This is a genomic window from Ruegeria jejuensis (assembly GCF_041537905.1).
Lineage (GTDB): Bacteria > Pseudomonadota > Alphaproteobacteria > Rhodobacterales > Rhodobacteraceae > Ruegeria_C.
In genome coordinates, this window is record NZ_JBGRUO010000004.1 from 251,546 (window position 1) to 274,964 (window position 23,419).

21 protein-coding genes and 1 tRNA gene are annotated in these 23,419 nt (G+C 57.8%); 16 read left to right on the forward strand and 6 right to left on the reverse strand.

Features of this window, described 5'->3' with window-relative positions:
* The gene (locus AB1E34_RS07205) at positions 1 to 1,533 is read left to right on the forward strand and encodes a sulfatase family protein (protein ID WP_372571661.1); all 1,533 of its coding nucleotides are present in this window, start codon (positions 1 to 3) and stop codon (positions 1,531 to 1,533) included.
* Positions 1,534 to 1,620: 87 nt separating this feature from the next.
* Here AB1E34_RS07205 and AB1E34_RS07210 read toward each other — a convergent pair whose 3' ends face one another.
* A complete protein-coding gene (locus AB1E34_RS07210) occupies positions 1,621 to 2,220 on the reverse strand; it encodes a CGNR zinc finger domain-containing protein (protein WP_372571662.1) in 600 nt (199 codons plus the stop codon).
* A gap of 176 nt (positions 2,221 to 2,396) precedes the next feature.
* Between AB1E34_RS07210 and AB1E34_RS07215 the strand changes: the two genes are divergently transcribed.
* The 8 genes from AB1E34_RS07215 (at position 2,397) to AB1E34_RS07250 (ending at position 12,355) form a co-directional block, all read left to right on the forward strand.
* Entirely contained in the window at positions 2,397 to 3,224 is an 828-nt protein-coding gene (locus AB1E34_RS07215; protein ID WP_372571663.1) for an alpha/beta fold hydrolase, read from the forward strand.
* A 22-nt stretch (positions 3,225 to 3,246) separates the two neighbouring features.
* Entirely contained in the window at positions 3,247 to 3,699 is a 453-nt protein-coding gene (locus tag AB1E34_RS07220) for a DUF6841 family protein (RefSeq protein WP_372571664.1), read from the forward strand.
* Between the two features lie 33 nt (positions 3,700 to 3,732).
* Positions 3,733 to 4,542: an enoyl-CoA hydratase/isomerase family protein gene (locus AB1E34_RS07225; RefSeq protein ID WP_372571665.1), complete on the forward strand. Its 810-nt coding sequence runs from the start codon at positions 3,733 to 3,735 to the stop codon at positions 4,540 to 4,542.
* Positions 4,543 to 4,586: 44 nt separating this feature from the next.
* Complete coding sequence (locus tag AB1E34_RS07230) at positions 4,587 to 5,756, forward strand: TAXI family TRAP transporter solute-binding subunit (protein WP_372571666.1); 1,170 nt, start codon at positions 4,587 to 4,589, stop codon at positions 5,754 to 5,756.
* 55 nt (positions 5,757 to 5,811) lie between these two features.
* Complete coding sequence (locus AB1E34_RS07235) at positions 5,812 to 7,824, forward strand: TRAP transporter permease (protein ID WP_372571667.1); 2,013 nt, start codon at positions 5,812 to 5,814, stop codon at positions 7,822 to 7,824.
* Between the two features lie 104 nt (positions 7,825 to 7,928).
* Positions 7,929 to 9,236, forward strand: a complete 1,308-nt coding sequence (locus tag AB1E34_RS07240) for an alpha/beta hydrolase family protein (RefSeq protein WP_372571668.1) — start codon at positions 7,929 to 7,931, stop codon at positions 9,234 to 9,236.
* A 330-nt stretch (positions 9,237 to 9,566) separates the two neighbouring features.
* On the forward strand, positions 9,567 to 11,144 hold the full coding sequence (locus tag AB1E34_RS07245) for an APC family permease (RefSeq protein WP_372571669.1): 1,578 nt from the start codon (positions 9,567 to 9,569) through the stop codon (positions 11,142 to 11,144).
* Positions 11,145 to 11,347: 203 nt separating this feature from the next.
* Entirely contained in the window at positions 11,348 to 12,355 is a 1,008-nt protein-coding gene (locus tag AB1E34_RS07250; protein ID WP_372571670.1) for an LLM class flavin-dependent oxidoreductase, read from the forward strand.
* 79 nt (positions 12,356 to 12,434) lie between these two features.
* Here the strand turns inward: AB1E34_RS07250 and AB1E34_RS07255 are convergent, their stop codons facing one another.
* The 5 genes from AB1E34_RS07255 to AB1E34_RS07275 all read right to left on the reverse strand — a co-directional run bounded on the left by AB1E34_RS07255 (position 12,435) and on the right by AB1E34_RS07275 (position 16,846).
* Positions 12,435 to 13,184: a proteasome-type protease gene (locus tag AB1E34_RS07255; protein ID WP_372571671.1), complete on the reverse strand. Its 750-nt coding sequence runs from the start codon at positions 13,182 to 13,184 to the stop codon at positions 12,435 to 12,437.
* Between the two features lie 11 nt (positions 13,185 to 13,195).
* The gene (locus tag AB1E34_RS07260; protein WP_372571672.1) at positions 13,196 to 13,993 is read right to left on the reverse strand and encodes a transglutaminase family protein; all 798 of its coding nucleotides are present in this window, start codon (positions 13,991 to 13,993) and stop codon (positions 13,196 to 13,198) included.
* Between the two features lie 3 nt (positions 13,994 to 13,996).
* On the reverse strand, positions 13,997 to 14,938 hold the full coding sequence (locus AB1E34_RS07265) for an alpha-E domain-containing protein (RefSeq protein WP_372571673.1): 942 nt from the start codon (positions 14,936 to 14,938) through the stop codon (positions 13,997 to 13,999).
* 3 nt (positions 14,939 to 14,941) lie between these two features.
* Positions 14,942 to 16,360: a circularly permuted type 2 ATP-grasp protein gene (locus AB1E34_RS07270; protein ID WP_372571674.1), complete on the reverse strand. Its 1,419-nt coding sequence runs from the start codon at positions 16,358 to 16,360 to the stop codon at positions 14,942 to 14,944.
* 396 nt (positions 16,361 to 16,756) lie between these two features.
* Positions 16,757 to 16,846 (reverse strand) — tRNA-Ser (locus AB1E34_RS07275).
* A 1,330-nt stretch (positions 16,847 to 18,176) separates the two neighbouring features.
* Between AB1E34_RS07275 and rplO the strand changes: the two genes are divergently transcribed.
* The 7 genes from rplO (at position 18,177) to rplQ (ending at position 23,339) form a co-directional block, all read left to right on the forward strand.
* Complete coding sequence (gene rplO / locus AB1E34_RS07280) at positions 18,177 to 18,650, forward strand: 50S ribosomal protein L15 (protein WP_372571675.1); 474 nt, start codon at positions 18,177 to 18,179, stop codon at positions 18,648 to 18,650.
* A gap of 110 nt (positions 18,651 to 18,760) precedes the next feature.
* A complete protein-coding gene (gene secY, locus AB1E34_RS07285; protein ID WP_372571676.1) occupies positions 18,761 to 20,125 on the forward strand; it encodes a preprotein translocase subunit SecY in 1,365 nt (454 codons plus the stop codon).
* Positions 20,122 to 20,697 (forward strand): adenylate kinase, encoded by a 576-nt coding sequence (locus AB1E34_RS07290; RefSeq protein WP_306202061.1) that lies wholly within the window; start codon positions 20,122 to 20,124, stop codon positions 20,695 to 20,697. The genes secY and AB1E34_RS07290 overlap by 4 nt, the downstream gene beginning before the upstream one ends.
* A 199-nt stretch (positions 20,698 to 20,896) precedes the next feature.
* A complete protein-coding gene (gene rpsM / locus AB1E34_RS07295) occupies positions 20,897 to 21,265 on the forward strand; it encodes a 30S ribosomal protein S13 (RefSeq protein WP_372571677.1) in 369 nt (122 codons plus the stop codon).
* Between the two features lie 14 nt (positions 21,266 to 21,279).
* Positions 21,280 to 21,669 carry a 30S ribosomal protein S11 gene (rpsK, locus tag AB1E34_RS07300; protein ID WP_372571678.1) on the forward strand — a complete coding sequence of 130 codons (390 nt, stop codon included), beginning with the start codon at positions 21,280 to 21,282 and terminating at the stop codon, positions 21,667 to 21,669.
* 115 nt (positions 21,670 to 21,784) lie between these two features.
* Positions 21,785 to 22,801 carry a DNA-directed RNA polymerase subunit alpha gene (locus AB1E34_RS07305; RefSeq protein ID WP_372571679.1) on the forward strand — a complete coding sequence of 339 codons (1,017 nt, stop codon included), beginning with the start codon at positions 21,785 to 21,787 and terminating at the stop codon, positions 22,799 to 22,801.
* A gap of 118 nt (positions 22,802 to 22,919) precedes the next feature.
* Entirely contained in the window at positions 22,920 to 23,339 is a 420-nt protein-coding gene (rplQ, locus tag AB1E34_RS07310) for a 50S ribosomal protein L17 (protein WP_372571680.1), read from the forward strand.
* Positions 23,340 to 23,419 lie beyond the last annotated feature (80 nt).

Consider the following 23,419-nt stretch of genomic DNA (forward strand, 5'->3'; position numbering starts at 1 on the left):
ATGTCGCGTCCCAATATCCTTCTCATAACCACCGACCAGCAGCATTTCAGCGCTCTGGGGGCGGTGAACCCCAAGATCAGCACGCCCAACCTGGACCGGCTCTGCGCCGAGGGCACGCGGTTTGACCGCGCCTATTGTCCGGCACCCACCTGCACGCCCTCGCGCGCCAGCGTGATCACCGGGCTATATCCGTCGCAGCATGGTGCCTGGACCATCGGCTGCAAGCTGGACGAAAATGTACCGACAGTGGGCACAGCCCTTGCTGAGGCGGGCTATCACACCGGGCTGATCGGCAAGGCGCATTTCCAGCCGCTAGCGGGTGACAGTCTGGAGAAACAGCCCATTCTGCGCGATCTGGCCTTCTGGCGCGACTATAGCGAGCGGTTCTATGGCTTCGACCATGTCGAGCTGGTGCGCAATCATGCCGACGAGGCCCATGTGGGCCAGCACTATGCGTTGTGGATGGAAGAGCAGGGGCTGACGGACTGGAAAGAGTACTTCCAGCCGCTTCCGGGCGAGACGTCGGCCAAGGCCCCGGCGCGAGCCAAGGATGCGCCCTATTGGGCGCGTGAGGGCCGCAGCTGGGACTTGCCGGAAGATATGCACTATACGCCCTGGATCGGGCAGCGCTCGGTGGATTTCATCGACCGGGCGGCGACGGATGGAACCCCGTTCTTCCTCTGGACCAGCTTTCCCGACCCGCACCCGCCCTACACGGTGCCCGAACCCTGGGCTTCGATGTATGACCCCGACGAGATGGAGCCGGGCCGCATCACCCCCGGCGAGCATGACCTGAACGCGCCGCATTTCGCGAAAACACAGGAGACCGACCCAGACTTTGCCGACTGGCATCAGCCGCATGAGGCCCATGGCTGCGACAGCCACCTATACCCGGAAGAGGCGTTGAAAAAGGACATGGCCGTCTATTACGGCATGATGAGCTTTTTGGACCGTGAGGTTGGTCGCATCCTCGACAAGCTGGATGCCTTGGGATTGGCAGAGGACACGCTGATCATCTTCACCACCGATCATGGCCACTTTCTGGGTCAGCACGGGTTGGTCGCCAAGGGCCCGTTTCACTACGAGGATATGCTGCGGGTGCCCTTTATCGTGCGCTGGCCCGGCAAGGTGCCCGATGGTGCGGTCGAAACCTCGATCCAGTCGCTTCTGGATATCGCGCCCACGATTCTTGAGGCGGCTGGGGTCAACGACTATCCGGCCATGCAGGGCGTGTCGCAACTGGACCACTGGCAGGGCCAATGCTCACCGCCGCGCGATCATGCGATCTGTGAGAACCGGCACAACCCGGTCATGCCGCATGTCACCAGCTATATCGAGCAGCGCTACAAGATCTCGGTCTATCGCGACGGCCGGATCGGCGAGCTGTTCGATCTTGCCAGCGATCCGCAGGAAACGCGCAACCTGTGGACCGATCCGTCAAGCGCCGAGGTGAGGTCGGCCATGCTGCAACGGATGGTGCAGAGCATGCTGGCCGCCGAGCCCATGAAGTCGAAACGCGTCGCTCAGGCTTGAATCAAGGCTGCGATCGCTGGAGTTACCCCGATACAGAAACTGCAAGAATCGTGAATTCTACGGGGCTGTGACCCTAAAAAGGGGTGTTTAGTGATCCGGGCCCAACTGCTCCTTGGTGTTCTTTGACCTGTAACGTTTTACTTTGGACCTGTTGCCGCATCGGTCCATAGAACACCAGCGACGTCTTTGGGCCTGGCTGTCATCGTAGAACAACCGCTCACATTTATGGTTTTCGCAGTTTTTGACCCTTGTTTCGGGGGCCGTTGTGATCAGATCGATCGCATCCCTGGCGATTTCGGACATTACCGATGTCAGCAAGTCCGACTGACCGCTTGCGGCAAAGGCATGTGTAAGTCGCTGATCGTAAATCAACTGCGGGATAAGCGCAGGGGGGTTAGCGGCGGCATTGACTATGTCGATGTCGCGCTGCCGATAAGCCGCGCCCTCGCGGAAGGCCACAACAAGCCCATGGACTGCTTCCCTGAGAATTATTGCTTGCGCAAGGGACCGGTCGCAAACACTCAGGTCGCCTTCAAGATCGGCGAATTGCGTCAGGCTGACCCAATGAGCCAGCGCATCCGGCTGATCGAGGAGCTCAATCCGCTCTTCGCTACGTGCCCGCAAAGTTGAAACAAGATCCAGGCAAAGACGACCACTGGTCAGCTGGAAGTCCTCTTGGATTTTCATGCGCGTACCTTCTGAACGGTTAACAGGTCGATACAGTACTAGAATGAAGTTGACACCATTCCAATAGGTGTCTTAACTAGTAACCAGTTCAAATGGTGTCAACGAAATTGAGCATCGGTGGCGAACCGCGAGCGGCAGTTTTGCAATGGCTGCATGGAAATCAGGGAGAGAGACGGATGCAAAACACCTTGGACGGTTCGGTGGGCCAAAGCGCGTTGCCGCTTGTGGATGCAACGACAGGCAACGTTGTGTCGGGCGAGGTGACCACACGCGGGATTCTGCTATTTGTTCATGGGTTTATGGATGCGCCGGAAAGCATAGCGGCCGTTTCCCAAGCGCTTGACTTGTCCGATTGGACGATGCTGGCCGTTGACCTGCGCGCGCTGCAGCAAAAGGCGCCCGGCGCAGGCACCGCATTGCAGGGCTTTGCAGATGCAACTGTCGCGGCGCTGCAGTCTTGCGGGCTCACTGACGGGCATGACTTTGTAGTGATCGGGCACAGCATGGGCGGTCAGGTGGCCGAGCTGGTCGCCGCCAGGCTGGGTGACGCGCTGAAAGGACTGGTGCTGATCTGCCCGGCGCCTTTGCAAGGATATCCGCTGACCGCCGAACAGCAGGATATGTTCCGTCAGCGGGCCATGACCCGCGATCCCGAAGCGATCAAGGCTGGACGAGGCAGGTTGGCGCCGAACGCCTCCGGCGACTCGATGCAGACATTGGTGAAAACCGCGATGGAAACCGAAGTTGATACCGCCCTGTTCCAGTTGGATGCGTGGACAACCGGGGATCCCGCAGGGCGCGAACCGTCGCAAGTGAATCTTCCCGTTCGACTGGTCTGCTCGGATGATATCTTTTTCACGCCCGATTTCCTGAGCGAACACGTAACGCCACGGTTTTCCAATATTCAGACAACGCATATCGCCGAAGCGGGGCACTGGCCTCATGTGGAGCGGCCGGCGCAGGTTGCGAATGTCGTCAAGACATTCACTAAGCGCCTAACCTGAACCAGCATAGGCGGAGGGTGTGATGGACAACGACCTGACCCAAGACCTGTTTCAATGGGTGTTTTCCGACTACGTCCCGACCTGGGCCGCGATCGGTCGGTCCGAGCGCGATGCCAAGGATATCCTGAATTACTGGAGCGTCCCGATGTTCGCCGCGTCGATGCACGGAATCGGCTGGCTGATGGATGAAGAGGCCGTGATCGGGTTGCTCGCGACAACACATGCCCCGCTCAAGACGAGTGGGTATGACAACACGAAACCGCTCGACCGGGCGATTACGGTCTATAACGATCATTCGGCCAGCGCGGATGCAATCTGGTCGCGTCGCCGAGCGGACGAGACGGAAATCGAGCGCGTCGCAACCCATTTCGATATCCGCCTGACCGAGGCGGGATGGCGCATCATCGGACTTTCCAATCAATACACGCAGACCGGTCGACTGGCCGATGTCTGGGCATCTCGACACGGCGCTTAGGCGACTGTGTCAGCACGACAGAAAGGCACGTTAATGGCACAAGACGACACCCCGGAATTTGTCCGCTTTCACAAGGAAGGCGATGTTGGAATCATCACTCTGGACCGTGAACCGCAAAACCGAGTGAACCGCCAGGTCGCGGCGGAACTGGGGCACGCCGTCAGCGCTGCGGCGCAATCGGGTGCGCGGGCGCTGATCGTACGGGCCGAGGGTGATAACTTTTGCTGGGGCGGCGACTTTCGCGAATGGCCGCAATTCTCGGACTACCTGAAAAGGCGTGAGCGTTGGACGCTGTCAAACGGGGCGCTGATCGCATTGGAAAATCTGCCGATCCCGACCATCTCGGTGGTGCATGGCAACGCGTTTGGCTTTGGTTTTGAGCTGGCTCTGCACACCGACATGATCATCGCTGGCGAAAGCGCCCAGTTTCGTTTTCCGGAAGCGACCATCGCGGTCTTCCCCCTGGCGGGTGGCGCGCAGCGGATCGCCGAGCGCGCAGGGCGGAACGCGGCGGCAAGGCTCGTGATGCTGACTGAGATTATTGACGCAGCCGAGGCGTATCGTCTGAACCTGCTGACAAAAGTACTGCCGGATGCGGAACTGCAAAGCGGGGCAATGGAGATCGCGGTCAAGCTGGCCTCGGGACCGACGCGCGCCCATGCGGCGACCAAGATGATGCTGACCGCCTGGGCGTCGGGTGGCGTTCCGAACGCGGATGCGCAGATGATCGAACTGATCCCCAACATTCTCGCAACCGATGATGTCGAAACGGCAATCAAGTCTGCGGCTGAAGCGCTGGCCAAAGGTGGAGAGCGGCCAACTCTGAAATTCAAGGGAACCTGATCAAAGGCCCCACGGGGCCAATCACATTCATGGGAGGAACAAACATGGCTATCAAGAAAGCCCTATTACCACGCAGCGCGGGCATTGTTGCGGCCTTGTTGCTTGGTGCAACAAGCGCAACCGCGCAGGACAAGGGCGCCTTGCCCGATCAGATCGCATGGACAGCCTACGACGTCGGATCGGCCGGGTATAACCAGTCGGTTGCTATCGGCGGCGCGCTCAAGAACGAACTGGGTGTAGACCTGCGGGTTCTGCCCGGAAAGAATGACATTTCGCGCCAGATCCCGCTGCGTCAGGGCCGCGTGCAATTCTCGGCAACCGGCGTCGGCGGAAGCTACCTTGCACAAGAAGGTGTGTTTGACTTTGCCAGCAAGGATTGGGGCCCGCAGGAGGTGCGCGTTCTGATGAGCTCGAATGGCGGGGCCCTGGTGTCAATGGCTGCGGCGGCGGATGCGGGCATCGAAAGCATGGCTGACCTGAAGGGCAAACGGGTTGCCTGGGTTGTCGGCTCGCCTGCTCTGAACGAAAACGTCCGCGCGCTGCTGGCCTTCGCGAACCTGACCTTTGACGATGTGGAACTGGTTGAATTCGGTGGTTACCGCGCCTCATGGGAAGGTGTGATCAACGGTCAGGTCGACGCGGTTAATGGCTTGTCGGCGGCCGGGATCGCTTTTCAGCTCGAAGCCTCGCCGCGCGGTATCACATGGCCCAAAGTGACCCATAGCGACACCGCAGGCTGGGAACGTCTGCACGCCAAAGCGCCTTTCTTTGTGCCTAAAATGGGCACCGCCGGGGCCGGTATGTCGCCGGAAGACCCCGTCGAAGGCGCGGGCTATCCCATTCCGGTCCTGATCACCTATGCGGAGCAGGACGAAGAGATGGTGTATTCCATGACCAAGGCCATGGTTGAACTGTTCCCCAATTATGAAGGGGCGGCCCCAGGTATCAACGGCTGGGCGCTGGATCGTCAGACTTTCGATTGGGCGGTGCCCTATCACGCGGGGGCCGTGCGCTATTTCAAGGAAATCGGCGCCTGGTCCGATGCCTTTGAAGCGCACAATAACGGGCTGATCGAACGTCAGGGGGTTCTCAAGGAAGCCTGGGAAGCCTTCGTTGCCGAAGATGTTGCAGACGACGAGTTCGAGGCCGCATGGATGGCGGCACGGAACGCGGCGTTGACGACCGCAGGCATGGACCCTGTCTATCAGCCCTAAGCACGACTTCAGTGCGTGATTGAACCTAGGCCTGGCAGTCCTGCGACTGCCGGGCGTGTTCACACTCCCAAGCAAGGAATACGGACGCGCCATGTCAAATCGCCCGGTTTCAGACCAAAATGATGACTCGCAGATCGTGCAGGAACGGCACCGCGCCCTGACCCCTGTTACGCTTGCGCTGTTCGCAGGCGCGGCTGTCGTTGCCATTGCTCTGGCGGTGAACCAGCTTTTTAACCTTCAGCTGTTCGGCGTCACGCTGCTGGATTCGCAATATCTGTTCCTGCTGGCGGGTATTTTTCTGGCCGTCACGTTCCTTGCCTTCCCAACCCGCAAATCCGCAGACCTGTCCAAAACGCCCTGGTTTGATGTGGTTTTTGCCATACTATCCCTGATCGCATGCGGCTATTTCGCAGCCACCAGCCATATAAGCCTGAGACAGGGGTGGGAGTTCGGTGCGCCAGCAACGGCGCAGGGAATGGCACTGCTGCTGTTCATTTTGATACTGGAATGCACAAGACGCACGGGCGGACCGGTCGTGTTTGGCTTGGTGACCTTCTTTGGCGTTTTCCCGGTTTTTGCGGATAAAATCCCCGGTCCGATTTCCGGTTTTTCCCTTCCCTTCATGGATACGGTGTCATTCCATATCCTGTCGGTGGAAAGTGCCTTTGGCATTCCGATGAAAGCCTTTGGCCAGATCGTGGTTGGCTTCATCGTTTTTGGCGCGGCGCTGCAATATACCGGCGGGGGACGGTTCTTCAATGATCTCGCCCTGTCTGTTGTTGGTCGGTACCGGGGCGGTGCCGCCAAAGTGTCCATCTTTGCGTCGGGTCTGATGGGATCGATGTCGGGCAGTGTGGTGTCCAATGTTCTGACCACCGGGGCCGTGTCGATTCCAGCGATGCGCCGCACCGGGTTCTCGCGCCATTATGCTGCCGGAACCGAGGCCTGCGCGTCCACCGGCGGCGTGCTGATGCCGCCGGTCATGGGAACCACCGCATTCCTCATGGCGTCCTTTCTGGGCACCTCCTATGCCAATGTCATCATCGCAGCGGCGATACCTTCGCTGTTGTTCTACTTCGGTTTGTTCGTGCAACTGGATGCCTATGCAGCGCGAAAAGGTCTTAAGGGGTTGCAGGACGACGAAACCCCGAAATTTTCTCAGGTGTTTCGCGAAGGGTGGCAGTATATCATCGTTTTTGCGGTTCTGATCTTCATGCTGCTGGTCTGGCGGCAAGAGAAACTGGCCCCGTTTTATGCCACCGCACTGCTATTGATCATCAACCAGATTTTCCCGTCGACCCGGCTGTCATGGACAGGGCTGGTACAATTGGCAGCCTCGATCGGCCGTTCGCTGGCGGAACTGGTTGCGCTTTTGCTGGGTGTTGGTCTGATCGTCGGCTCCTTCTCGGCCACGGGGCTGGCAGGTACGCTGGTGAATGACCTTGTCTTCCTTGCGGGCAATGCCGTGCTGCCCTTATTGATCATGGGGGCGGTCACCGCGTTCATCTTTGGCATGGGGATGACCGTCACTGCCTGCTATATCTTTTTGGCCATTGTGCTGGCACCCGCATTGACCCAGTTGGGCCTGAACGTGTTGGCGGTGCATCTGTTCATTCTGTATTGGGGCATGGTGTCGTTCATCACGCCGCCGGTTGCCTTGGGTGCCTTCGCCGGCGCATCGCTGGCCGGGACTTCTCCGATGAAAGCGGCCTTTGCCGCGATGCGACTGGGCAGTGTGATCTATATTGTTCCATTTTTCTTCGTGCTCAACCCTGCGCTGATCGGACAGGGACCAATCGGTGAGGTTCTGTTCGTATCCGCAACTGCGTTGCTTGGAGTGTTCCTGCTGGGGTCCGCCCTTCAGGGGTATATCGCGGGGATCGGCGAGATGCGGGTCGGCGCGCTTGGACTTGTCATGCGCGTCATTCTGTTTGCGGCGGGCCTTATCCTTGCCGTGCCGGGCATTGAGGGCTGGGGCATAGCCAAGTGGCAGATGTGCCTGATTGGCGCCCTACTCGCCCTACCGGTTGTTTTGGATGTCAAAGCCCGGCCGCCGCGCCATGCGTAAAGCTGCGCAATCTGCGGGACCCATTGCAATGAGAAACATGCCGTTAGCCAGATCGCGGCGTGCCTGAGAATTTCTTGAACTACCAACACAAAAGGGAGCTTTACATGAAGAACATCCTTATTCTTGCGATCGCCATGTCCGGGGCCTCGATGCCATTGGATGCCCTTGCCGAAAACCGTGTGGATCGCATTCGGCCGGACGCGCCGGAACTTGCGCATTATGGTGACTACCCTGTTGGCGTTGCGACCACGCAATTCACCAATCCGGGCCAGATCGATGTTCTGAACAGCACGGACGAAGCGCAACCGACCTATGATCGCACGCTGACAACCGAAATCTGGTATCCCGCTGCCGAGGGCACCCAGCCCGGCGGCATCTATTCCGGATTATTGCGCGACGGCGAGACGGTGATCGAGCTGCACGGGCAGGCGGCGCGTGATGCGGAACCTGCCGCAGGCGAGACCTTTCCGCTGGTGGTGATCAGCCACGGCTGGCCCGGAGACCGCTATCTGATGTCACATCTGGCGGAGAACATTGCATCCAAGGGCTATGTGGTGATCGCGCCTGACCATTTGCGCAGCGGATATCAGGATACCGATTTCTTCAAGTTCTTCGGCTCAACCCTGTACCACCGCCCGCTGGATCAGAGATTTCTGGTCGAAGCGATGGCAGAGTTGGATGGCCCGATCGGCGATATCACCGATGTGGATAACGCTGCGGTTGTGGGATACTCGATGGGCGGATACGGCGCCTTGATTTTCGGTGGGGCTGGTATCACCGAAGACGGCGTGAACTTCCGCGCCGCGCCGCCTGCGCGCCTGTTGGATCGTCATGTCGCAGGCAGCCAAACGCATGAGGAGCTGCCTGATGACAGGGTCAAGGCCATTGTCACCTTTGGTCCCTGGGGACGCAATCGCGACTTTTGGGATGCACAAACAATGGCCGGTTTCGACAAACCCCTGATGATGCTGGTCGGTGATGCGGATGACATCTCCGGTTACGATGCGCTGCGCCAGATTTTCGACGAAGCCACCGGCACGAACCGTCACATGCTGGTCTTTGAGGGCGCAAACCATAATGCCGCGGCCCCGATCCCGGCCCCGATTGAAAGCTGGCAGCCGTCAGACAAGGTCGCGTTCACGCCGTTCTTTCACTACGGCGATGCCGTGTGGGACACGAACCGGATGAACAACATCACCCAGCATTTTGTAACGGCCTTTCTGGATCTTCATTTGAAGGGCGATGAGGCAAAGGCCGCTTACCTGGACCTGATCCCCAGAGCCGCCGACGGAGTCGTATCTTTGAACGATGACGGGACACCAAAGGACGATCACACCTATTGGACAGGTTTTGCTCCGCGAACCGCCCTGGGGCTGACGTTTGAGACACTTGAAGAAGGGGAAGGAAACTAGGCTGGAACAAGTGGGAAAGCTTAGGTACCGGCAGCACAGAGGCGCCAACGCACCACTCCACGACCATCATCGACATGCACTAGCAGCGACCGCTGCCTGACACGCTTAACGACACTCATCGCAGAACGTCCGAGACAGCAAAATACCGTGTGATGAATGCGGTTGATGCAGAGATTTCTTGGCGTTCTTACCGTCAGGCAGTAGCGTTTGATGTATGCTGCGAGATCCGGCAGGTATTGCAGCTGGGTTCCTTGGCTCGATTGAAGAAACGGACCGGCAGGAACGGCTGGTGACCGAGATGATTGGAAACGGGTTCAGGGCATGGCGCAGATGAAGCGTGAAATAGGTCTGCTCGGTCTGACGTTCATTTCGGTCGGCGGAATCATGGGGTCTGGATGGTTGTTGGGGCCGCTGCTGGCGGTGCAACAGGCTGGACCCGCAGCAGTTGTTTCCTGGGTTATCGGCGCAGCGGCGATGTTCATTCTGGCCATGACCTTTGCCGAAATCTCGGCAATGCTGCCGATCCCAGGCGGGATCGCACGCGTGCCACAGTTTTCGCATGGCAACATCGTTTCCATGGCGATGGGGTGGAGCGCATGGATCGGCTACAACACGACAGCGCCGATCGAAGTTCTGGCGATGCTCAAGTATCTGGCCCCATATGCGCTGTGGCTGCACGATTCCAACACCGGTGACCTGACTGGCAGCGGTACGGTGGTGGCTCTGGTTCTCATGCTGCTGTTTGTCATCATCAATGCGTTTGGCGTTAAGTTCTTTACGCGTGTGAATACTGCCTTCACCTGGGTCAAGATCGGCATTCCCGTCCTGTTATCAATTGCTTTGGTTGTGACCCGGTTTGAGGGCGCGAACTTTATCAATACCGGCGGCTTTGCGCCCTACGGGTTCCAGGGTGTTTTGGCAGCCGTGTCGACGGGTGGTGTAATCTTCTCGTTCATCGGGTTTCGGCATGTGGTCGACATGGCAGGTGAAGCCCGAAATCCGAAACTCACCATCCCGGCCGCGCTGGTCCTGTCGATCCTGCTTTGCGCCGCCATCTATCTTGGCCTGCAGATTGCCTTCATCGGTGCGCTGGATGCCGAAGCACTCAGCCAGGGATGGGCCGCGTTGAATTTCGGCAGCGAAGGTCCATTGGACGGCATCATCCTATCCGTGGGGATCGTCTGGTTTATGGGGCTGCTCAACATCGGGTCAATCATCGGGCCTTTCGGCAACGGTCTTGTCGCCACCGGCTCGAACGCGCGGATCACGCTGGCCCTGTCCAAGAACGGTTTTCTACCGGCGCTCCTGCAGAGGTTGTCGTCACTGGGCATTCCGCTCTGGGCACTTGCGCTGAACTTCCTGATCGGCGTGCTGTTCTTGTTGACGATACCGTTCAAAGAAGTCATCGCACTAAATGGCGCAGCAATCGTTCTGTCCTTTGCGGTTGGGCCGATCGCGGTCGTGTGTCTGCGCGACCTGTTGCCGGACCACCCGCGCTCTATCCGAATTCCAGCGGTGCGCCTTGTTGCACTCATGGCCTTCATCATAGCAACCATGATTGTGTATTGGAGCGGCTGGCACACGGTATGGCGGCTCGGTATCGCCCTGCTGGTGGGGTTGGCGTTTTTGCTGATCAGATTCTCGGGCAAGCTGAGTGACATGGAGACCACTCAGGCGTTGTGGTTGATCCCCTATTTCGCTGGAACCGGCCTGATCTCGTATTTCGGGCAGTTCGGGGAAGGCGCCCAAAAACTCATCCCCTTCGGTTGGGATGTTGCAGTCTGCTCTGTGTTTGCTTCGATCGTTTTTGTGTTGGCGGTGCGGTCCGCGTTGCCGCAAAGACAGTTCGACGCCTATATTGCAGAAGAAGAAATTCTGGACCTTGTCCGACCCGTGATCGAATACTAGTTAGCCAGCCCCGGCACCTGGCTCTGCCGTCCGGATATTGCAGGTGTATTCGCGACGTGCGATGCCCTTTAGCCTATTTTAGCGGCAGCGTAGAGGCACCTTAAGGAAATCCGCAGGAAGACCGCTCATTCTTGGTGATTTACCTGCACATGATCTTGGCCGATACAATGGCATAGCATAGGTACCAGGTAATGGAGGCCCGCATGAAGCACTTTTCACTACTCGATCTGTCGCCAATCCCTGAGGGGAAAACTGTCGCGAATGCGTTGGCGAATTCGGTGAAATTGGCCTGTGCAGCAGAACGCGCTGGGTATCATCGCTATTGGCTGGCTGAACACCATAACATGCCTGGTATCGCCAGTGCTGCAACAGCGCTTGTCATTGGTCACGTCGCGGCTGCGACCACAACCATGCGTATTGGTGCCGGTGGGATCATGTTGCCCAATCATTCGCCGCTTGTGATTGCAGAACAATTCGGAACGCTTGCGACGCTCTATCCGGACCGCATCGATCTTGGACTGGGTCGGGCACCTGGAACCGACATGGCCACGGCCCGCGCATTGCGTCGCCACATGGCCTCGGAGGACAATTTTCCCCAGGACGTGCTGGAATTGATTGGTTATCTCGGTGACGACGCAACAGAGACCGGGGTTCAAGCATTCCCTGGCACCGGAACAAACGTGCCCATTTGGATTCTCGGATCCAGTTTGTACGGTGCGCAATTGGCTGCGCATTTGGGGTTGCCTTACGCATTCGCCTCGCATTTTGCACCTGCGATGCTTGAAGAAGCTCTTGATGTTTACCGGCGAACATTTCGCCCATCGATCTGGCTAAAAGAGCCGCATGCTATGATTGCCGTCGGCGTTTGTGCAGCAGACACCGACGCGGAGGCGACATTCCTGCGGTCCTCTCAAATCCTGGCCCTTGTGCGGCTCAGGACCGGCAAGCCAAGCAAGTTGCCATTGCCAACCCACAACCTTGAGCAAGAAGTTCCATCCGCTCTCCTGCATCAGGTAAGGCAAGCATTGTCATGCTCTGCGACAGGTTCGCCCAGCACGATCAAGCAGCAGTTAGGTGATCTGATCAAAACCTATCAGCCAGATGAGGTGATGGTGACGGGCATGATCCACGAGCCTTCTGCTCGAATTCGATCTTTCGAGATCGCCGCAGATGCGCTGAACAGTTTTTGCAAAGCGCCAGCTGCTGCCTGACAGCTGGCCAATGCGATCTAGTTCTTTATTCACAATGAAGGCTAGGAGCAGATGTCAGATGCGCGGACAACGCGTTCATTCAATCGCCTGTTGTTGAGTCAAAGCTGTACTTTGGAAGCTTGGATAAAGCGGATTTCAGCGCGTCGCCCCAGCCTTCGGAAATCGTTCGAAAATACGGATCATCAGCTCCGAAGCTCGTGCGTCGGCCTGCTTCGAGGCTGCCCTCATCGTAAAGCAGTAGATCGAGCGGGGCTCCAACGGACAAGTTGGCTTTGATCGTTGAGTCGAAACTGACAAGCAAGAGTCTGACAGTCTCTGGAAAGCTCATTTCGGGATCGTAGGCGCGCACCAAGATCGGTCGGCCATATTTTGTCTCTCCGATCTGAAAGAACGGGGTGTCGTCGCCAGCCTCAATAAAGTTGCCTTCGGGATAGATCAAAAACAGGCGCGATGGTCCGCCCTTGATCTGCCCACCCAGAATAAGCGTGGCATGAAATGCACTGTCGGCCTGCTGACCCAACCGCCCATGTTGTGCAATAACGTCGCTTAGGGTTTCCGCCACCAATTGCGCGACTTGAAACATTGTGGGTGCTTCAAGGATGGACGGTGCGCGATCCTCAGGTGCTTTTGTCCGCTCTTCCAACACGCTTACCGTGGCCTGCGTAGTCGCCAGATTGCCGGCCGTCAAAAGGGTGATCGACCGTTCGCCTTCCACCGTCCAGTTGAACATCTTGTTGAAGGTAGAGATATTGTCTACGCCCGCATTCGTGCGTGTATCGGACATAAAAACCAGTCCGCGGTTCAGCCGCATCCCCACAGCATAGGTCATAGTGGTCTCCGTTACTGCTGTGCGATCTGCAACTGTACTTTCAATTGCTCACCCGCTGTCCCAATTCTGTTTCCTATTACCGGGGCAGCCTGCGCATAGTCCAGACCGGTTGCGACACGAACATATCGATTGTCAGGAGAAATTCCGTTTGACACGTCGAAGCCAACCCATCCCAGCCCATCCAGATGCACTTCGGCCCAGGCATGGGTGGCGTCCTGCAGTTCGGTTTCGTTCATCATCAGATAGCCCGAGACATAGCGCGCGGGCAAACCAACCTGGCGGGCGCAGGTGATAAAAATATGGGTGTGATCCTGACAAACGCCGCTGCCAGCTTCGATAGCATCCTCGGCGCTCCAGTCCGGATGAGAGCTTCCGATCTCATACTTCACACGCGCCCGAATGCTCTCGGACAATGCATGCATCTGCTCAAGAGGTTCGCCTTGCGGCAAATGCCTTACCAGTTCAGCAACACCTTTTCCCGGTTTCGTCTGCTGTGTGCTGCGCTTGAAGAGCCAGAGCGGTACAGACCCTTCGTGGCGCCCCAGGATGCCATGTGTATCTTCCACTTCGACGGCACCCTCGGAGATCAACGTGACACTTTGGGTATTCGTCTCGAAACTTATCAACTCAACTGTGTTGCGGTGGTAGTCTTCAAAGCTCAGCTCTTTGCGCCCGCCGATGACCTGGGTGCTCCAGCTTATGATGCTCTGATTGCGAAAGGATTTGGGCGTTTTCCGCAGCTGCTGAAGCCCGAAGGGCACAGGCGCGTCGAAATCGTATCTGGTTTCGTGTCTGATATGCAGTTTCATTTGCTACTCATAGAACCGGTAGTCAATTTCGATCTGGCGGCTTAAGCTTGAGAGATCGTTGAGAAAATCCTGGATGTACTCATGCAGGCCAAAGTCAAAGATGTCGGCGATCGGCTGGTCGAGGTACTTTTCATAAAGCGCAGTGGACGCCTCACATGAAGGCCCCGAAAAGCCATAGTCCTTCTTGAGATAAGACAGGTTTTCCTGAAGCTTTCGGCAACAGAAATGAAGGCTGCGCGGCATGCGCTGGTCCAGAATGAGAAATTGAGCGATGTCGGACGGGGTTGTTTTCTGACCATGCGTTATCCGATACCCGCCACCCGCACCCACCGACCGCAGAATGCTCTCCCACTGGATGTTGTCCAGAGAAGACCCGACCGCAAAAGCCGTGGGCAACAGGACGTAATACTTAACATCCAGAATGCGCCCGGTGTTGTCGGCGCGTTCGACAAATGTGCCGATGCGCGTAAAGTCAAACATGTCATTGCGAAGCATGGTGCCAAGTGTGGCCCCGCGAACCAGGGCCGCTTGCTGGCGGACCAGTTCGAGAATCCCTGGCAAATCCCGTTCGTTCACACGGCGTTTCGTTGCCGCGTCGATTTTCATCCAGGTGGCGTTCACCGCGTTCCAGACATCATGGGTTAGCGCCGTCCGTACAAGACGCGCGTTAACTCTGGCCTGTTTGATCACTGATTTCACCGAGGATGAGTTATCCGCATCGCGCAGGACCCAATCCACGGCATTGTCTCTGGTGACCTCTTCGTACTTGGTGAGATATTCATCAAGCACGCCGGCTGTCTTCAGCACAGACCCCCATTCCTCTACCGAGTTCTGGGTTCGCGTCAAAGCCATCCGCTGACCGGTTTCCAGCAATCTGGCCGTGTTTTCTGCCCGTTCCAGATACCTGGACATCCAGAACAATCCACCAGCAGTTTTTCCCAGCATGGCTTAGTCCTCCAGAACCCAGGTGTCTTTGGTTCCGCCGCCCTGACTGGAATTCACGACCAGCGACCCTTTCTTGAGTGCGACCCGGGTTAATCCGCCCGGTGTGATTTTGATCCCATCCGGAGAAACCAGAACGAAGGGACGCAAATCGACATGTCTTGGCGCCAATCCGGATCGCGTGAAAATCGGAACGGTCGACAATGACAACGTGGGCTGCGCGATGTAGTTCGCTGGCCGCGACTTGAGCTTGTCCCGGAATGCGGCAATTTCTTTCTTGCTGGCCGTCGGACCAATCAGCATCCCATAGCCCCCAGAACCATGCACTTCCTTCACCACAAGTTCGGACAGATTATCGAGAACGTAGGAAAGAGCCTCGGGATCGCTGCACTTCCAGGTCGGCACGTTTTTTAGCAGAGGCTTTTCGCCCGTATAGAATTCAACGATTTCAGGCATGTAGGAATAAATCGCCTTGTCATCGGCAATACCCGTACCCGGCGCGTTGGCGATCGTGATGCCGCCGGCACGATACACGTCCAGAATGCCAGGAACGCCGAGCGCGCTGTCTGGATTGAAGTTCAAAGGATCCAGGAAATCGTCATCAACCCGACGATAGAGGACGTCAATGGGCCGGTACCCTCGGGTGGTACGCATACAGACACGCCCGTCGACAACGCGCAGATCATGTCCTTCGACAAGCTCCACGGCCATCTGATCCGCTAGGAAAGCGTGCTCGTAATATGCCGAGTTATAAATTCCAGGGGTCAGCACCGCGACAGTGGGCTCTCCCTCTGCGCAGTTCGGAGCGCAGGCGGCAAGGGACCGTCTTAAGTTTCGTGGATAATCCGAAACATTCCGGACGTTGGTGGCGCTGAACAGCTCGGGGAACATCTTCAGCATCGTTTCCCGATTTTCGAGCATATAGCTGACCCCCGAAGGGGTGCGCGCGTTGTCTTCCAACACATAGAATTCGTCGGGCCCGGTGCGTACCAGATCAATGCCAACAATATGTGTATAGACCTGACCGGGTGGCGAAACGCCCAGCATCTGTGGCAGGAACGCGACGTTTTCAGCGATCATCGCCGCAGGCACCCGCCCTGCTCGGACAATTTCCTGACGGTGGTAGATATCGTGGAGAAAGGCGTTAATTGCCCGGACACGCTGTTCGATACCACGCTCCAGGCGTTGCCACTCCCGCGCGGAAATCACACGCGGCACGATATCAAACGGTATCAACCTCTCCTCTGCCTCGGCTTTGCCGTAAACGTTGAAAGTGATGCCGGTCAGCCTGAACACTTCCTCCGCTTCGCGCTGTTTGGATCTTAGCCGTGACGCATCTTCTGCATTGAACCAACGGCCTATCTCTTCGAATGGACCTCTGAGTGATCCATCACCTTCGAACATTTCATCAAAGTATTCATTCATGCGAGGAGTTTGACGAACAAATCAGAGTTTTCAAGGAAAACGCTCTCAAGTGCCCGTTGGCTTTGAGAAAAACGACTATTTTTGAGGCTATTTGATGCAAGGCCTAGGGCAACGAATTCTGTTTTGCTGTCCAGATACACGTGGTTTTCTGGACTGACTGGTACTCAATCTGACACCTGGTCGAAGAAAATAGACCGTGAGAATGAACACAGATAAATCAACAAAAACAGATCCATAAAGGCTTAAACAGCATTGAGCACAGTTGAACAATGTGGCAGGCGGCGGGCCTGACGAACAGTAGATCGACCTGCGCGGGTTCTCATCGCTTCTCCGAAGCGACTGCCGCCAATCTCTTTGATCTGGGTTTCGATGGCGTTTCCCTGCGGGAAAAGCCTGTGGCGGAGACGAAGGGATTCGAACCCTCGAGACGGTTTCCCGCCTACTCCCTTAGCAGGGGAGCGCCTTCGACCACTCGGCCACGTCTCCGCCGACGGGTATATCCGTGCAAGCGACGGAAATACAAGGGCGATTCCACCAAGGGTGCATTTTTTTGCGCGACCGTGCGAAGCCGTTGAAATAGAAGGGAATAGCGTTGAGAACAGCCTTAATTGACCAGATGTTCGCCGCTCACCTCCGCCCGATTGGCAGTCGGAGATCTCCTCGAGTGCGCGTTTCTGTCCGTCAGATGCGGATGCGCGCTGACCTTGCCGGGCGTTTTCCCTCTGGGTGTGACGGGCGTGAAGCGTGATCAGGCGATCATAGGTGGATAGCACCCGTTGCCTTTTTGAAAGACCTGCCGGAGCGCTGAACTCAGAAGTATCGCAGCCAGATATAAATGTTGGCGATCATCAGCTTCAGAGTGATGATCGGAAAGGCGATGTCGATGAAGGCGATGAAGCCGATCGATTGCTTGGTCTTTTTGGGGGAAGGCCGCCACGGTCAAGTTGGCGCTTGCGCCCAGCAGCGTGCCGTTGCCACCCAGACAGGCCCCCAGTGCCAGCGATCACCACAGCGGTTCGATCGTGCCCGGTCCGCCGAAGGTGTCGGCGGTGGATTCGATCAGTGGGATCGTGGTGGCGACAAAAGGGATGTTGTTCAGAATGTTCGAAAGGGTGGACGAGGATCAGAATGCCCTTAGCGACCCATGGCCGGTACCGGTCGGGAACGGAGAATGCAGCCTCTCCGTGCGGCGTGGAATGCTCTGCCAAGGCATTGATTCCGGTTAATTTGGGGCTGAGCTCAGCGCGCGATCCAGCAGCGAGTTGGCGCTGACGGTGCCCACGAAGCGGTCAGATTCAGGTCCCACCAGGATCACATGGCGCGCGCGATGCTTTCATCGGGATGGATGGCCTTTTGAGACTCCGGTGTCACCAGAAACTCATAGCCAGATCCATACTTTTCCCCGAAGTTGGAACAGTTTAACGGCAATCCGACGTTGCTGGCCGCATATGCCTAGCTAGCCCGAGCTTCAACCCAGTGCGTCCGTGCGTTCTTGCCTTTGCTAAACCTGCCGCAGCATAGCGTCTGCCGGGCTGCTAAATGAGCATTCGCCGTCTGCAAATATCGGTGCCGGACTGTACCAACCACTCAACATGGCAGGCCAATGGAACAAACCACACGCGAACTTGCTTCAAAGGGCAAGCGCGTCGCACTTGGCTGACGGGGTATCTGCCTGCGTTGAAAACCGGGTGTTGCGTCATTGGCGGATTAGGACTATGCACGCGCGGTGGTCGAAGGACCACGGGAATCAAAATCAAGAAATGCTGTGGTTGACCCATTCCGCTTCGGGGGTCACATCCGGCGAAGGAGAAGCGATATGAAACTGCATGAATTGCGCGACAATGCTGGCGCAACCAAACCCCGCAAACGTGTTGGCCGTGGTCCGGGTTCGGGCACGGGTAAAACCGGTGGCCGGGGTATCAAAGGTCAGAAATCCCGTTCGGGTGTGGCCATCAATGGCTACGAAGGCGGCCAGATGCCGCTCTATCAGCGTCTGCCCAAGCGTGGCTTCAACAAGCCCAACCGCAAGGCATTTGCTGTTGTGAACCTGGGTCTGATCCAGAAATTCGTCGATGCCGGCAAGCTGGACGCCAAGGCGGCCATCACCGAAGACGCGCTGGTTGCCAGCGGTCTGGTGCGTCGCAAGCTGGACGGTGTCCGCATCCTCGCCAAAGGCGAGATTTCGGCCAAGGTGAACCTGGAAGTGACCGGCGCGTCCAAGGCTGCTGTTGAAGCGGTCGAAAAAGCGGGCGGCTCACTTAAGGTCACAAACGCTGCCGCGGCAGAGTAACAGCTTGTGAGCGGGCCAAGACCCGCTTACATAGTGCCTCAAGTTTTCCTAAGACGCCGCCCGAGCCGGAAAACGGTTCCGGGCGGCGTTTTCACAAGAGAGACCGATTAATGGTATCAGCAGCAGAACAAATGGCGGCCAACACAAGCTGGTCCGCCCTTGGCAAAGCCACCGATCTGCGCAACCGCATCCTGTTCACGCTTGGCCTTCTGATCGTCTATCGCCTTGGCACCTTTATACCGGTGCCCGGCATTGACGGTGCGGCGCTGCAGCAGTTCATGGAACAGGCGGGGCAGGGCATCGGCGGCATGGTGTCGATGTTCACCGGCGGGGCGCTGGGGCGGATGGGCATCTTTGCCCTTGGCATCATGCCCTACATCTCGGCATCGATCATCGTTCAGTTGCTGACCGCCATGGTACCCTCGCTTGAGCAGCTCAAGAAAGAGGGTGAACAGGGCCGCAAGAAGATCAACCAGTATACCCGCTACGGAACGGTGGCGCTGGCCACGGTGCAGGCCTACGGGCTTGCCGTGTCGCTGGAAGCGGGCGATCTGGCCACTGATCCGGGCCTCTATTTTCGGCTGGCGACCATGATCACGCTGGTTGGCGGCACCATGTTCCTGATGTGGCTGGGTGAGCAGATCACCGCGCGCGGCATCGGCAACGGTATCTCGCTGATCATCTTTGTTGGCATCATCGCCGAGGTTCCAGCCGCTCTGGCGCAATTCCTGGCCTCGGGCCGGTCCGGCGCGCTCAGCCCCGCCGTGATCATCGCGGTGATCCTGATGGTGATCGTGACGATTACCTTCGTGGTGTTCATGGAACGCGCCCTGCGCAAGATCCATATCCAGTATCCGCGCCGTCAGGTGGGGATGAAGGTCTATGATGGCGGCTCGTCGCACCTGCCGGTCAAGGTCAACCCGTCGGGCGTGATCCCCGCGATCTTTGCCAGCTCGCTGCTCTTGCTGCCCGTCACGATCTCGACCTTCTCGTCTGGCGCTGCCAGCGGTCCGGTGATGTCCTGGCTTCTGGCCAATTTCGGACCCGGTCAGCCGCTCTACCTGCTGTTCTTCGCGTCGATGATCATCTTCTTTGCCTATTTCTACACGTTCAACGTGGCGTTCAAGCCCGATGACGTGGCCGACAACCTGAAAAAGCAGAACGGCTTCATTCCGGGCATCCGGCCGGGCAAAAAGACCTCCGAGTATCTCGAATATGTGGTGAACCGCGTGTTGGTTTTGGGGTCTGGATATCTGGCCCTTGTCTGCCTGCTGCCCGAAGTTCTGCGCGGTCAATTCGCGATTCCGTTCTATTTCGGCGGCACCTCGGTACTGATTATTGTCTCTGTGACCATGGATACGATCCAGCAGGTTCAGAGCCATCTGCTTGCGCATCAATATGAAGGGCTTATCGAAAAGTCCCAGCTGCGTGGCAAAAGCAAGAAACGCAGCAGGAAGGGACCCTCGCGTCGATGAACATTATTCTATTGGGCCCGCCGGGTGCGGGCAAAGGCACCCAGGCGCAGCATCTGGTCGAGACGCGCGGCATGGTCCAACTCAGCACTGGCGACATGCTGCGCGCGGCGCGCACCAGCGGCACCGAGATGGGCAAGAAAGTTGCCGAAATAATGGACGCGGGCAAACTCGTCACCGACGAGATCGTCATCGGCCTGATCGAAGAACAGCTGACGACGCAAAAGGGCGCCGGTTTCATCTTCGACGGGTTCCCGCGCACATTGGCACAGGCCGATGCCCTGGCGGCTCTGCTGACCAAGCTGGGTCAGTCGCTGCATACGGTGATCGAAATGCGAGTCGATGACGAGACCTTGGTACAGCGCATCGTCAACCGTGCGGAACAGGCGCGCGCCGCCGGTCAGCCGGTGCGCGCGGATGACAACGCGGAAAGCGTGCGGGTGCGCCTTATGGAATACTACAGAAAGACCTCGCCGTTGATTGGCTACTACTATGCCAAGGGCGATCTCCGCCCGGTCAACGGACTGGCAGAGATCAAGGAAGTGACAGCGTCGATTGAGGCGATTCTGGGCTAGGGTCGCGCGGGGGTTGACGATCCCCGCAAAAGCCTCTACCCACCCCCATCCCTTAGGGGACATGATTCCTTCGGGCAGATTCGTCTGCCCATAGACCACCTCGAAAAAATGCTGAACCCTCTGGCGGCACTGCCACGGTAAAGCGTTGTGAAAAAAGGTTCCGGAACTACGGAACCGCAACGAAAAAGGAAAGTGACACGTGGCACGTATTGCCGGCGTAAACATCCCGACTGCAAAGCGGGTCCCTATCGCCCTCACCTATATCACCGGTATCGGAAACACCTCGGCCAAAGCGATCTGCGAAGCCGTGGGCATCGACGCGGCCCGTCGCGTCAATGAGCTCAGCGATGCCGAAGTTCTGGCCATCCGCGAACATATCGACGCCAATTACAGCGTCGAAGGCGACCTTCGCCGCGAAGTGCAGATGAACATCAAGCGCCTGATGGATCTGGGCTGTTACCGTGGCCTGCGCCACCGTCGCAACCTGCCGGTCCGCGGTCAGCGCACCCATACCAACGCTCGCACCCGCAAAGGCCCCGCAAAGGCCATTGCCGGCAAGAAGAAATAAGGAGGGTCTGACCGATGGCACGCGAAAAGACTCGTACCAAGAAAAAAGAGCGCAAGAATATCGCAACGGGCGTGGCCCATGTGAATTCGACCTTCAACAACACCAAGATCCTGATCTCGGATGTGCAGGGCAACGCGATCTCGTGGTCGTCTGCTGGCACGATGGGCTTCAAAGGGTCGCGGAAATCGACGCCTTACGCCGCTCAGTTGGCCGCCGAAGATGCGGGCAAGAAGGCCCAGGATCACGGCGTCAAGACGCTGGAAGTCGAAGTGCAGGGCCCCGGTTCGGGCCGTGAATCTGCGTTGCGCGCACTGGCTGCCGTGGGCTTCAACATCACGTCGATCCGTGATGTGACGCCGATCGCTCATAATGGCTGCCGCCCGCCGAAGCGCCGCCGCGTCTAAGCGACTTTGAATTAAGCTGGGGCCCGCGTTTTCGCACGGCCCCAGTCCGTCATTTTAAGCCTCGGGCGTCTGCACCTTGTTGGTCATGGGGCGCAGACAGGAATGGAGGAAGTACATGATCCATAAAAATTGGGCAGAACTGATCAAGCCAACGCAGCTTGACGTCAAACCGGGCAACGATCCCGCGCGCCAGGCCACCGTTGTGGCCGAACCGCTGGAACGTGGCTTTGGTCTGACATTGGGCAACGCGCTGCGCCGCATCCTGATGAGCTCGCTGCAAGGCGCCGCCGTCACCAGCGTTCAGATCGACAACGTTCTGCATGAGTTTTCCAGCGTTGCCGGTGTGCGTGAAGATGTCACCGACATCATCCTGAACCTCAAGGGCGTGTCCCTGCGCATGGAAGTCGAGGGGCCCAAGCGCCTGTCGATCAATGCCAAGGGCCCCGCCGTTGTCACCGCCGGTGACATCAGCGAAAGCGCCGGGATCGAGGTTCTGAACCGCGAGCACGTGATCTGTCACCTCGACGATGGTGCGGACCTGTTCATGGAACTGACCGTCAACACCGGCAAGGGCTATGTCTCTTCCGAAAAGAACAAGCCTGAAGATGCGCCTATCGGTCTGATCCCGATCGACGCGATCTATTCGCCGGTCAAGAAGGTGTCCTATGACGTGCAGCCGACCCGTGAGGGCCAGGTGCTGGACTATGACAAGCTGACCATGAAGATCGACACCGATGGTTCGATCACCCCGGATGACGCCGTGGCCTTCGCTGCGCGCATCCTGCAGGATCAGCTGTCGATCTTCGTCAACTTCGACGAGCCGGAATCGGCTGGCCGCCAGGACGAAGACGATGGTCTGGAGTTCAACCCGCTGCTGCTCAAGAAAGTGGACGAGCTGGAACTGTCTGTCCGTTCGGCAAACTGCCTGAAGAACGACAACATCGTTTATATCGGCGATCTGATCCAGAAGACCGAAGCCGAGATGCTGCGCACCCCGAATTTCGGCCGCAAGTCGCTGAACGAGATCAAGGAAGTGCTGTCCGGTATGGGTCTGCACCTCGGCATGGATGTTGAAGACTGGCCGCCCGACAACATCGAAGATCTGGCAAAGAAATTCGAAGACGCGTTCTAGGCGTGTCTTCCCCAATGCCCGGATTTCCGGGGAACGTATGGGCAATCACGCCCCAAGGAGAGCCCCTGACACGCATCGGGGGCCAGACAAAGCAAAAGTGAAAAGAAGGAACTAGAAAATGCGTCACGCACGTGGTTACCGCCGCCTGAACCGGACACATGAGCACCGCAAAGCGCTCTTCTCCAACATGGCTGGCTCGCTCATCGAACATGAACAGATAAAGACAACGCTGCCCAAGGCCAAGGAACTGCGCCCGATCATCGAAAAGATGATCACGCTTGCCAAGCGCGGCGACCTGCACGCGCGTCGCCAGGCCGCATCCAAGCTGAAAGAAGACAAGGACGTCGCCAAGCTGCTTGACGTTCTGGGTCCGCGCTACAAAGACCGTCAGGGCGGCTATGTCCGCATCCTGAAAGCCGGTTTCCGCTATGGCGACATGGCCCCGATGGCGATCATCGAATTCGTTGACCGCGATCAGGACGCCAAAGGCGCGGCCGACAAGGCGCGCGTTGCCGCCGAAGAGGCTGCCGAAGAATAAATCACCCCAAATGGAGTGAGTTCGGAACCCCGTGCCCTTGGCGCGGGGTTTTTCGTTGTGCAGGGTCCGCAGCGCCTGCC

Bases quoted from the DNA above. Each gene is read 5' to 3' on its own strand.
- AB1E34_RS07250 (WP_372571670.1), top strand. From the start codon at position 11,348: ATGAAGCACTTTTCACTACTCGATCTGTCGCCAATCCCTGAGGGGAAA.
- AB1E34_RS07260 (WP_372571672.1), bottom strand. From the start codon at position 13,993: ATGAAACTGCATATCAGACACGAAACCAGATACGATTTCGACGCGCCT.
- AB1E34_RS07220 (WP_372571664.1), top strand. From the start codon at position 3,247: ATGGACAACGACCTGACCCAAGACCTGTTTCAATGGGTGTTTTCCGAC.
- AB1E34_RS07265 (WP_372571673.1), bottom strand. From the start codon at position 14,938: ATGCTGGGAAAAACTGCTGGTGGATTGTTCTGGATGTCCAGGTATCTG.
- AB1E34_RS07205 (WP_372571661.1), top strand. From the start codon at position 1: ATGTCGCGTCCCAATATCCTTCTCATAACCACCGACCAGCAGCATTTC.
- AB1E34_RS07240 (WP_372571668.1), top strand. From the start codon at position 7,929: ATGAAGAACATCCTTATTCTTGCGATCGCCATGTCCGGGGCCTCGATG.
- AB1E34_RS07210 (WP_372571662.1), bottom strand. From the start codon at position 2,220: ATGAAAATCCAAGAGGACTTCCAGCTGACCAGTGGTCGTCTTTGCCTG.
- rplQ (WP_372571680.1), top strand. From the start codon at position 22,920: ATGCGTCACGCACGTGGTTACCGCCGCCTGAACCGGACACATGAGCAC.
- AB1E34_RS07230 (WP_372571666.1), top strand. From the start codon at position 4,587: ATGGCTATCAAGAAAGCCCTATTACCACGCAGCGCGGGCATTGTTGCG.
- AB1E34_RS07305 (WP_372571679.1), top strand. From the start codon at position 21,785: ATGATCCATAAAAATTGGGCAGAACTGATCAAGCCAACGCAGCTTGAC.
- secY (WP_372571676.1), top strand. From the start codon at position 18,761: ATGGTATCAGCAGCAGAACAAATGGCGGCCAACACAAGCTGGTCCGCC.
- AB1E34_RS07255 (WP_372571671.1), bottom strand. From the start codon at position 13,184: ATGACCTATGCTGTGGGGATGCGGCTGAACCGCGGACTGGTTTTTATG.
- AB1E34_RS07225 (WP_372571665.1), top strand. From the start codon at position 3,733: ATGGCACAAGACGACACCCCGGAATTTGTCCGCTTTCACAAGGAAGGC.
- AB1E34_RS07215 (WP_372571663.1), top strand. From the start codon at position 2,397: ATGCAAAACACCTTGGACGGTTCGGTGGGCCAAAGCGCGTTGCCGCTT.
- rpsK (WP_372571678.1), top strand. From the start codon at position 21,280: ATGGCACGCGAAAAGACTCGTACCAAGAAAAAAGAGCGCAAGAATATC.
- rplO (WP_372571675.1), top strand. From the start codon at position 18,177: ATGAAACTGCATGAATTGCGCGACAATGCTGGCGCAACCAAACCCCGC.
- AB1E34_RS07290 (WP_306202061.1), top strand. From the start codon at position 20,122: ATGAACATTATTCTATTGGGCCCGCCGGGTGCGGGCAAAGGCACCCAG.
- AB1E34_RS07270 (WP_372571674.1), bottom strand. From the start codon at position 16,360: ATGAATGAATACTTTGATGAAATGTTCGAAGGTGATGGATCACTCAGA.
- AB1E34_RS07245 (WP_372571669.1), top strand. From the start codon at position 9,567: ATGAAGCGTGAAATAGGTCTGCTCGGTCTGACGTTCATTTCGGTCGGC.